This window comes from Phenylobacterium sp. (assembly GCF_028290885.1).
Classification (GTDB): domain Bacteria; phylum Pseudomonadota; class Alphaproteobacteria; order Caulobacterales; family Caulobacteraceae; genus Phenylobacterium.
In genome coordinates this window covers 1-9,863 of record NZ_JAQGIZ010000280.1, presented here as the reverse complement: position 1 = coordinate 9,863, position 9,863 = coordinate 1, and the positions used below count along the sequence as shown (strand labels likewise).

Sequence of the window (9,863 nt, the reverse complement as noted above, 5' to 3'; positions counted from 1 at the left end):
GAGAGCCTGCTGCAGATCCTGGCCGACGCCGGGGCCGCGGCGACCGCGCGGGCGCAGCTGGCGGTGGCCAAGGCCGACGCCGAGGCCCGCGGGCGCACCGAGGACCTGCGCAACGCGCTGTTGTCGTCGATCAGCCACGACCTGCGCACCCCGCTGGCCGCCGTGCTGGCCTCGGCCACCTCGCTGCAGGAGTTCGGCGACCAGTTCGACGCCAAGACCCGCCACGACCTCACCGCGACCATCCAGGAGGAGGCCGAGCGGCTGAACGCCTTCGTGACCAACCTCTTGAACATGACCCGGCTGGAGAGCGGCGCGCTGGACGCCGAGAGCGCGGCCTTCGACCTGGCCGAGGTGGTCGACCGCACGCGCCGGCGCTTCGAGCGGCTGCGCGGCCAGCGGCGGATCGTCTGCGCGCTGGGCAAGGACGCCGGCGTCGCCATGGGCGATCCGGTGCTGTTCGAGGTGGCGCTGGCCAACGTGCTGGAGAACGCCGTGCGCTACAGCCCCGACGGCGGCACCATCGCGCTCTCCAGCTTCCAGCGCGACGGGGAGGTGGTGGTGCAGGTGGCCGACGAGGGGCCGGGCGTCGGGCCGGGCGAACTCGGCCGGCTGTTCGAGAAATTCTACCGCGGATCGGCCGCCCGGCGCACGCCCGGCACCGGGCTGGGGCTTTCCATCGTGCGCGGGGTGATGCAGGGCATGGGGGGCCGGGCCAGCGCGGCGCTCAGGGCCGACGCCCCGAGCGGGCTGGTGATGTCGCTGATGCTGCCGGCGGCGAAGACGTAATGGGGGACGCGGCGATGAGCGGGGCTTTGGGGCGGTTGCTGATCGTCGACGACGAGCCGCAGATGGTGCGCGCGCTGACGCCGGCCCTGGCCGCGGCCGGGTTCACCGTCTCGGCGGCGGTGAGCGGCGAGACGGCGCTGAGCCAGCTGGCCGGGGAGCCCAGCGACGTGGTGATCGTCGATCTCGGCCTGCCGGACATGGACGGCAAGGAGGTGATCCAGCGCATCCGCGAATGGTCCGACGCCCCGATCATCGTGCTGTCGGCGCGGGACCTGGAGAGCGAGAAGATCGCCGCGTTGGACCTGGGCGCCGACGATTTCGTCAACAAGCCGGTGGGGGTGGGCGAGCTGCTGGCGCGGATCCGGGCGGTGATGCGCGGGCGCGAGCGGCGGTTCTCGGCCCAGCCCAGGTTCCAGTTCGGCGGGCTGGAGATCAACTTCCCGGCCCGGCGCGTGCTGGTCGAAGGCGAGGAGGTGCGGCTGACGCCGCGCGAGTACCAGCTGCTGCGCATCCTGGCTGGCCACGCGGGCCAGGTGGTCACCCACCGCCAGATCATCACCGCCGTCTGGGGCACCGACACCCACGCCGACGCCCAGTTCGTGCGCGTGCTGATGGCCCAGCTGCGCCAGAAGCTGGAGGCCAACCCGGCGAGCCCCGAGCTGCTGCTCACCGAGCCCGGCATCGGCTACCGGCTGAGCTGCGAAGACTAAGAGCGCGCGAAGCCGGCGATCTGCAACCGAACCGGCTTGCGGCGGCGGTTTCGGACGGCCATCTTAGAAGCCTGGAGGATTTCCCTGCCGCGCATTCACCTCATCGCAGCTCTCTTCGCAGCGATCATGCTGGTGATCGCGGGGGCGCCCGTGCGCGCCGCCGCTACGCCGTGCAATCCCTGCCCGCCGGACTGCGCGATGATGAAGCAGACGGCGGCCGCGGACCATCATGGCCAAGCCCCGGCAAAGGGCGGCGCCGACAATCCTTGCAAGCAGGGCCTGCTCTGCCAGTCGGTGGCGGCCACGCCGGCGCCTTCACAGTCCGCCGAGGTCCGCATCCTGGCGGGCGCAGCGGACGTCGGCAGCCCGGCGCGCGAACTTCCAGCGGCGTCGCACCCGCCCGACCGAAGTCTAAGACCACCCATCCAGCTCTGAGCCTTCTCGCACCGGCGGCTTGACCCCGCCGGCCGTGGCGCTTGCGCGCCGGCATCAGGAGCTTTGGATCATGTCCCCCACTCGATGGCTGCCGCCCCTGGCGGTCGCCGCTTGCCTCGCCGGCCCGGTTGAAGCCGGCCCGCTGAGCTACGACCAGGCGCTGACACGCGCTTTAACGAGCGCTCCCGGTCTCGAGGCCGCGAACCTTCAGGCCCAGGCGGCCCGCGCCGCGGCCCCGGCGGCCGGCGCCTTGCCCGACCCCAAGCTGAATTTCGCGGTTGAAGGCTTCCCGGTCTCCGGTCCGAACGCCGGCCGGCCGAGCAGGGACGACTTCAGCGACCTACGCCTCGGGGTCCTGCAGGACGTGCCCAATGCCGGTCGCCGACGCGCGGCAGTCGCCGGCGCGAGGGCGGAAATCTCGCAGGCCGACGCGGAGCGTGCGGCCGAGATGCGGAAGGTGAAGGTAGGTGCGGCGTTGGCCTGGATCGACCTGGCCTACGCCCAGCGTCGCCTTGCGGCGCTCGATGAGGTGCTGAAGGCGCTGACGCCGCTCTGGGAGGCTCAACCGTCCGCGGTCGCTGCCGGACGGTCCCGCCCGGGCCAGGCGCTGAGCCCTGTCGAGATGCGCGCCAGCCTCGAAGACCGGCGCAGCGAGATTGCCGCCGCCGTCGGCCGCGCCGGGGCGGAGCTGACCCGCTGGACGGGAGAGCCGGCGCCCGCCGCCGTGGGTGCCCCCCCGCACTATCCGATAGATGACGCAGCCTTGCGCGCGGCGCTGGAGGAGCACCCGACAATCCTGGCCTCCCGCTCGGCCGTGCAGCGCGCGGAGGCGGAGGTGGACGCGGCCCGCGCCGCCAGGCGTCCCGATTGGAGCTGGGAATTGGCCTACCAGCGTCGCGACCCGATGTTCGGCGACATGGTGATGGCGGGCGTCACGGTCAGCCTGCCGATCTTCGCCCGCACGCGACAGGAGCCCTTGATCGCGGCGCGGCGGGCAGAGGCCTCGAAGGCCGCCGCCGAGCGCGAAGACGCCCGCCGGGCGCTCGCGGCCCAGTTCGACGGCGATCTGGCTGACCACGTCATGCACCACGAGCAATGGACGCGCACCCTGAACACCGTCCTTCCCGCCGCCCAGCAACGTGCGGACCTGGAGACGCAGAGCTATGCCGCCGGCCGGGCGAACCTGGCCGACGTGCTCGACGCCATGACCGCGCTCGCCAACGCCAAGCTCGCCGCGCTTGAGCGCGAAGGCATGGTGATGCGCGACGGTGCGCGGATCGTCCTGACCTATGGGAACGACCAATGACGCGCGGTCAGGCACTCGTCGCGGGCGTCGGTGGGATCGTCCTGGCTGCGGCGGTCGGCTTCGGCCTTGGCCGGGTCACGAACGCGCCCAGGCCGCCCCAAACGTCTGCGGGGCAAAGCGGCCGGCAGGTGCTCTACTGGTACGATCCGATGTACCCGGCCCAGCACTTCGACAGGCCGGGCAAGTCGCCGTTCATGGACATGCAGCTGCAGCCCAAATATGCGGGCCAAGCGTCCGGCGGCGCGGGTGTGCAGATCGATCCGGCCAAGATCCAGAACCTCGGCGTGCGCCTCGCCACCGTCGAGCGCGGAACCCTGCCGAGCGGGATCGCCGCGACGGGCATGATCGACTTCGACGGGCGTGACGTGGCGGTGGTGCAGGCGAGGGCCGCGGGCTTCGTCCAGCGGGTCTATGGCCACGCGCCAGCGGATGTGGTGGGCGCCGGCGCACCGCTCGCCGACCTTCTGATCCCCGACTGGGCCGGCGCACAGGGCGAGTACCTCGCGGTGCGCCGCACGGGCGATTCAGCGCTGATCCGGGCCGCCCGCGAGCGGTTACAGCTCCTGGGCATGCCGCCATCGCTGATCGACGTGGTCGAGCGCAATGGCCGGGTCCGGAATGTCGTGACGATCTCGGCGCCGGTGGGCGGCGCGATCAAGACGCTGGGCGTGCGCGCCGGCATGGCGGTGACCGCCGGCCAGACGCTGGCGGAGGTCACCGGCCTGTCGCGCGTCTGGCTGAACGCCGCCGTGCCCGAGGCCATGGCGGGGCAGATACGGCTAGGCGGGAGCGCTACCGCGAAGCTGACGGCCTATCCGGGCGAGGTGTTCACGGGCCGCGTCACGGCGATCCTGCCGCAGGCGCAGGCGGAGAGCCGCACGCTCACCGCCCGCATCGAGCTGCCGAACCCGCGCGGGCGTTTGCGGCCGGGCATGTTCGCTGACGTCCAGTTCGGCGGCGCGCCGCAACCGGCGCTGCTCGTGCCCTCCGAAGCGGTGATCCGCACCGGCAAGCGCACGCTGGTCATGCTCGCCCAGTCCGGAGGACGCTTCCAGCCCGCCGAAATCCAGACCGGCCGCGAGGCGGACGGGCGCACTGAGGTCCGGGCCGGGCTCTCCGAGGGCGAGAAGGTGGTCGCCTCCGGCCAGTTCCTGCTCGACAGCGAGACCAGCCTTTCAGGTCTGCAAGCCCGGCCTATCGCCGGCGCTGCGCCGGCCAAGGCGGCGCCCGCGCTCTACGAGAGCAGGGGCCGCGTCGAGCAGATCACGCCGACCTCCGTGACGCTGTCCCATGAGCCGGTGCCCGCGATCGGCTGGCCCGCCATGACCATGCAATTCCGGCTCGCCGATCCATCGCTCGCCAAGGGAGTCAAGGTCGGCGACCGGGTGGCCTTCGGCTTCGATCAGCCACCCGCCGGACCGACCGTGCGGCGCATGACGCCGGCCGCGCCATGATCGCCGCCGTGATCCGCGCCTCGGTGCGCGGCCGTTTCCTGGTGCTGCTGGGCGCGCTGGCGCTGCTGGTCGCCGGGCTGATCGCCGTGCGCTCGACGCCGGTGGACGCCCTGCCGGACCTCTCCGACGTGCAGGTGATCATTCGCACCGGCTATCCGGGCCAGGCCCCGCAGGTCGTGGAGGATCAGGTCACCTATCCCCTGACCACCACCATGCTGTCCGTGCCGGGCGCGAAGACCGTCCGCGGCTACTCCTTCTTCGGCGACAGCTTCGTCTACGTGCTGTTCGAGGACGGGACCGACCTCTACTGGGCGCGCTCGCGGGTGCTGGAGTACTTGAACCAGGTGCAGGGCCGCCTACCAGCCGCCGCCAAGCCGTCGCTGGGGCCGGACGCCACGGGCGTGGGCTGGGTCTACGAATACGCGTTGATCGACCGCACCGGCCGCCATGACCTGGCGCAGCTCCGGTCCCTGCAGGACTGGTTCCTACGCTACGAGCTGAAGACCCTGCCGGGCGTCGCCGAGGTCGCCAGCATCGGCGGCATGGTCAAGCAGTATCAGGTGGTGCTCGATCCGACCCGGCTCGCCGCCTACGGCGTCACCCACGACCAGGCCATCGAGGCGATCCGGCGCGCCAACCAGGAGGCCGGCGGATCGGTCCTGGAGATGGGCGAGGCCGAGTACATGGTCCGAGCCTCGGGCTACCTGAAGAGCCTGGACGACTTCCGGGCCATACCGCTGCGGGCGGCCGCCGGCGGGGTCCCCGTCCGGCTGGGCGACGTGGCGACCATCCAGCTCGGGCCGGAGATGCGCCGCGGCGTCGCCGAGTTGAACGGCCAGGGCGAGGTCGCGGGCGGCGTGGTGATCATGCGCTCCGGCAAGAACGCCCGCGACACCATCGCCGGGGTGAAGCGCAAGCTCGACGAGCTGAAGCGTAGCCTGCCGCCGGGCGTCGAGATCGTCACGACCTACGACCGTTCACAGCTCATCGACCGGGCGATCTCCAACCTCAGCCAGAAGCTGGTCGAGGAGTTCGTCATCGTCGCCTTGGTCTGCGCGCTTTTCCTCTGGCACGGCCGCTCGGCCTTGGTGGCGATCCTCACCCTGCCGCTAGGCGTGCTCTTCGCCTTCCTGGTGATGCGGCTGCAGGGGGTGAACGCCAACATCATGTCGCTGGGCGGCATCGCCATCGCCATCGGCGCCATGGTCGACGCCGCCGTGGTGATGATCGAGAACGCCCACAAGCGGCTGGAGCGTTGGGCGCGCGAGCATCCAGGCGAGGACATAGCCCCCGACACACGCTGGCGGGTGGTCACGGAGGCCGCCGCCGAGGTCGGGCCGGCGCTGTTCCTCAGCCTGATCATCATCACGCTGTCGTTCGTCCCGGTCTTCGCGCTCCAGGCACAGGAGGGTCGGCTGTTCTCGCCGCTGGCCTTCACCAAGAGCTACGCCATGGCCGGCGCCGCAGTCCTGTCGGTGACGCTCGTGCCGGTGCTGATGGGCTACCTGATCCGGGGGCGCATCCCGGCCGAGCAGGAGAACCCGCTGAACCGCTGGCTGGCCGCCCTCTACCGGCCGGCGATCGACTGGACCCTGAAGCGGCCTCGGACCGTCCTGGTCCTGGCGCTGCTGGCGTTCGCCACGACAGCCTGGCCGCTCAGCCGGCTGGGCGGCGAGTTCATCCCGCCGATGGACGAGGGCGACCTGCTCTACATGCCCTCAGCGCTGCCGGGGATCTCCGCCGCCAAGGCTTCCGAGCTGCTCCAGCAGACCGACCGGCTGATCAAGACCGTACCGGAGGTCGCGACCGTGTTCGGCAAGGCAGGGCGCGCCGAGACCGCCACCGATCCCGCGCCGCTGGAGATGTTCGAGACCACCATCCAGTTCAAGCCGCGCGAGCAGTGGCGGCCGGGGATGACGCCGGAGAAGCTGACGGCCGAGCTGGACAAGGTCGTGCAGGTCCCCGGCCTCGCCAACGTCTGGGTCCCGCCGATCCGCAACCGTATCGACATGCTGGCGACCGGCATCAAGAGCCCCATCGGGGTGAAGGTTTCCGGGACCAACCTCGCCGATCTCGATCGCGCCGCCGCGGCCGTCGAGGCGGTGGCGAAGCGCACGCCCGGCGTCAGCTCGGCCCTCGCCGAACGGCTCACCGGCGGGCGCTACGTGGACGTGCGGATCGATCGCGCCTCGGGCGCTCGCTATGGCCTCAACATCGCCGACCTCCAGGCCATCATCTCCGGCGCTGTCGGCGGCGAGAACGTCGGCGAAACCGTCGAGGGCGTCGCCCGCTATCCGATCAACGTCCGTTACCCGCGCGAGCTACGCGACAGCCTGGAGGGCCTGCGCGTCCTGCCGATCCTGACGCCCACGGGCCAGCAGATCACCCTGGGCACGGTCGCCCGCGTCGAGGTCGCCGACGGCCCGCCGATGCTGAAGACCGAGAACGCCCGGCCCTCGACCTGGGTCTATGTCGACGTGCGCGGCCGCGACCTGAACTCGGTAGTGAGCGACCTCAGGCGGGCGGTCGCCAGCGAGGTGAAGCTGCCACCGGGGGTCTCCATCGCCTACTCCGGCCAGTTCGAATACCTCCAGCGCGCGGCCGAACGGCTGAAGCTCGTGGTCCCTGCCACGCTCGCGATCATCTTCCTGCTGCTCTACGCCACCTTCCGCCGGTGGGACGAGGCGGCCCTGATCATGGCCACCCTGCCGTTCGCGCTCACCGGCGGCGTCTGGACCCTCTATCTGCTGGGCTACCACCAGTCGATCGCCACTGGCGTGGGCTTCATCGCGCTGGCGGGGGTGGCTGCGGAATTCGGCGTCGTCATGCTGATCTATCTGAAACAGGCGCTTGCCGAGCGTGGCCCCGACCCTTCGCCCGGCGAACTCGCCGACGCCGTTCGCGAGGGCGCTCTGCTGCGCGTGCGACCGAAGGCGATGACCGTGGCCGTGATCCTGGCCGGCCTGACGCCCATCCTGATCGGCCATGGCGCAGGCTCGGAGGTGATGAGCCGCATCGCCGCCCCGATGATCGGCGGCATGCTCACCGCGCCCCTGCTGTCGATGCTCGTCGTTCCCGCCGCCTACCTGCTTCTGCGGCGCCGCCGACCGGACTTCACTTCCGCCTCTCAATCCCAAAGGAGTTGATCATGAGAGCATACCTGTTGGCCTTGGCCACGATACTGACCCTGGCTGCCGTCGAGGCCGCCACAGCCCAGTCGGCCGCGAAGCCGATGGGCGACATGAAGGGCATGTCCATGCCCGCGTCCGCCACGAAGACCGGCAGGGGGACTGGTGTGATCACCGAAATCGATCCGAAGGCCGAGACCCTGACCATCAAGCACGAGCCCGTCGCGTCGCTTGGATGGCCGGCGATGACCATGAGCTTTCGGGCCGTCCCGCCCTCGCTCCTGAAGGGGCTCAAGGTCGGCCAGAAGATCGGCTTCGACGCCAACCAGGGAAGCGGCCTTCCGGAGGTCACCGCGGTGCGCAAGCCATAGCGCCTCTGCGGCGGGAGTTCCCTGATCTAAGCGCGGTTTCCTCGCCAGCCCCCGAGCGCCGGACCCAGCGCCGTCTTCAGGGGGTCGAGCCAGGGCTCGTAGGCGCGCCATTGCTCCAGCCCCTCGCGGAAGATCGGGCGCCGGACCTGCTCGGAGCTGACGGTGCGCACGGCGCGCGCGTTCTCGTAGAACTTCAGGCACCCCGGCTCGAACGGCAGCCCGCAGTCGTCCAGCAGGCGAAGGACCTCGCGCTCGGTGTCCTCGACCAGGTCCTCGTAGATCACCCGATGGATGCGTCCGGGAAGCACGGCGTCGAAATGGGCCATCAGCTCCACGTAGTCGCGGTAGTACCGGCCAAGGTCGGTGAGGTCGTAGGAGAAGGCGTGGCCGTGGGCGAAGTGCTGCCTGAACGCCGAGAAGCCGGAGCCCAGGGGATGGCGGCGGGCGTCGATGATCCTGGCATTCGGCAAAATCAGCTGGATCAGGCCGAGGTGGTAGAAGTTGTTCGGCATCTTGTCGATGAAGAACGGGCGGCCGGATTTCCGCTGGACGCGGGTCCGTTCGATATAGGCCTCGCCCAGGGCTGAGAGCTGGCCGGCGTCCAGGCCGGCGAGTACATCGGGATAGGGCGCCGCCCCGCCGGCTCCTGGGCGGATCAAGCCTTGAGCGATAAGGGCGATGTCGGGCAGCTCCATGGTCCCTTCGACCAGGGAATGGCTGGCCAGGATCTGCTCGACCAGCGTCGAGCCGGACCTGGGCAGGCCGACGATGAAGATGGGGGCGTCCGACGGCGATCCTGCCCCGGCGCGGGCCTCGAAGAAGGCCGGCGTGAACAGGGCGACGGACCGGCGCATCAGCGCCGTGGTCTCGTCGGCGTCGTAGCGAAGGTCCTTCCGCCGCAGCTCTGCGCCCGCCGAATATTGCCCGAAGGCGCCGGCGGGCTCGCCGCGATCCTCCAGCGCCTTGCCGAGCGCATAGTGCAGGTGCAGCCGGTCGTCGTCGGTCAGGTCGGATCGCGCGAGCTGGCTTCGCATCGCCGCCTCGAGCCCGGCGGTGGCCGACGCCGTCTTCAGGTTCGCCAGGCTCCAGTAGGCGTCGCCCAGGCCCGGCGCGAGCCCGATGCACTGGCGGTAGGCCGCCACCGCGTCGTCGCGGCGCCCGACGGTCCGCAAGGCATGGCCAAGGTTCAGCCAGATCCGCGGGTGTTTCGGGTAGTCGGCAAGCAGCCGTTCGTAGATCTCGATCGCGGGCCCGTAGTCGCCAACCATGCCCAGGCAGGCCGCCAGCAGGTTGCGGAAGGCCGGGTCGTCGGGCTCGCGCGCCAGCAGCGCCCTGATGTGGGGGAGGGCCTCGGCGGCCTTCTGCTGATGGAACAGCAGCTCGGCGAGCTGGAAGCGCGCGCCGTCGCGGCCGGGGTCGGCCTGGAGGCAGGCCGCCAGCAGGCCCTGCGCCTCGTCTCGCCGCCCGAGCTGCGCGCAGGCCTGGGCCAGCAACTGCCTGGCCGCGACGTCGTCGGGCCGGCGGTCCAGATGCGCCCGGAGCAGCCGCTCCGCCAGGACGGCGTCGTCGGCGAACAGCGCGTCCGCCGCGCCCATCAGGTGCGGATCGCGCACGGCGGCCCTGACGTGCGCCTTGAAGGCCGCCTCCGCTGCGGCGACGTCGCCCGCCCGGAA

Annotated in this window: 8 protein-coding genes; 7 read left to right on the top strand and 1 reads right to left on the bottom strand. The window is 71.1% G+C overall.

Annotated features, from left to right (window positions below):
• The 7 genes from JWP28_RS18485 to JWP28_RS18455 form a co-directional block, all read left to right on the top strand.
• Positions 1-786: ATP-binding protein (locus JWP28_RS18485; protein WP_299545245.1), on the top strand; the 786-nt coding region annotated here is incomplete at its 5' end.
• Between the two features lie 14 nt (positions 787-800).
• A complete protein-coding gene (locus JWP28_RS18480; RefSeq protein ID WP_299545243.1) occupies positions 801-1,496 on the top strand; it encodes a response regulator transcription factor in 696 nt (231 codons plus the stop codon).
• A gap of 126 nt (positions 1,497-1,622) precedes the next feature.
• The gene (locus JWP28_RS18475) at positions 1,623-1,931 is read left to right on the top strand and encodes a hypothetical protein (protein WP_299545242.1); all 309 of its coding nucleotides are present in this window, start codon (positions 1,623-1,625) and stop codon (positions 1,929-1,931) included.
• A gap of 70 nt (positions 1,932-2,001) precedes the next feature.
• Positions 2,002-3,237, top strand: a complete 1,236-nt coding sequence (locus JWP28_RS18470; RefSeq protein ID WP_299545240.1) for a TolC family protein — start codon at positions 2,002-2,004, stop codon at positions 3,235-3,237.
• Entirely contained in the window at positions 3,234-4,691 is a 1,458-nt protein-coding gene (locus tag JWP28_RS18465) for an efflux RND transporter periplasmic adaptor subunit (protein ID WP_299545239.1), read from the top strand. Before JWP28_RS18470 ends, JWP28_RS18465 begins: the two co-directional genes overlap by 4 nt.
• A complete protein-coding gene (locus JWP28_RS18460) occupies positions 4,688-7,837 on the top strand; it encodes an efflux RND transporter permease subunit (RefSeq protein WP_299545237.1) in 3,150 nt (1,049 codons plus the stop codon). The genes JWP28_RS18465 and JWP28_RS18460 overlap by 4 nt, the downstream gene beginning before the upstream one ends.
• A gap of 2 nt (positions 7,838-7,839) precedes the next feature.
• Positions 7,840-8,190, top strand: a complete 351-nt coding sequence (locus tag JWP28_RS18455; RefSeq protein WP_299545235.1) for a copper-binding protein — start codon at positions 7,840-7,842, stop codon at positions 8,188-8,190.
• Positions 8,191-8,216: 26 nt separating this feature from the next.
• Here the strand turns inward: JWP28_RS18455 and JWP28_RS18450 are convergent.
• On the bottom strand, positions 8,217-9,863 hold a 1,647-nt coding region (locus JWP28_RS18450; protein WP_366143827.1), incomplete at its 5' end, for a sulfotransferase.